The organism is Lyngbya sp. CCY1209 (assembly GCF_055795065.1).
In genome coordinates, this window is record NZ_JAYFER010000696.1 from 1 (window position 1) to 394 (window position 394).

Below are 394 nucleotides of genomic sequence, written 5' to 3' on the forward strand. Positions count from 1 at the left end.
AGGAGTCTTTGCAACCTTCTAGCTTTTGCGTCCTGTCCCGATTGAGCCGCTTGATAGATACGTTTTTGCAACTTGAAGACCATCCGCTGAACTTTTCCCCAGTTGATAGCCCTCCATGCATTCTTAGTGACCATTGGTTTCGGCTTGCCGAATCCTTTGGTTTGACTAGACGCCATTATTGCTATTCGAGTCTCCATCTTACGTCTGAACCGTGACCCGTCTGCTTATCCCAGACATTACATCTGGGCGTTGGCTTCTGGTCACATCTCACCCCCATATGGCTTGCGCTTACACTTGTGGCTTTATTGCCTTTACTGCTTGCCTAATCGACCATTGGACAAGAGCCATTATGGGGTTATTTCGTTCCATCTGTATGGGTATTCCATCCTTAGAC

At 47.5% G+C, this 394-nt stretch carries 1 protein-coding gene; it reads right to left on the minus strand.

All coding sequences use genetic code 11. The features are described from left to right. The coding region (locus AC0QHF_RS28890; protein WP_375341478.1) for a reverse transcriptase N-terminal domain-containing protein at window positions 1-176 on the minus strand (176 nt) is incomplete at its 3' end. Window positions 177-394: the final 218 nt, after the last annotated feature.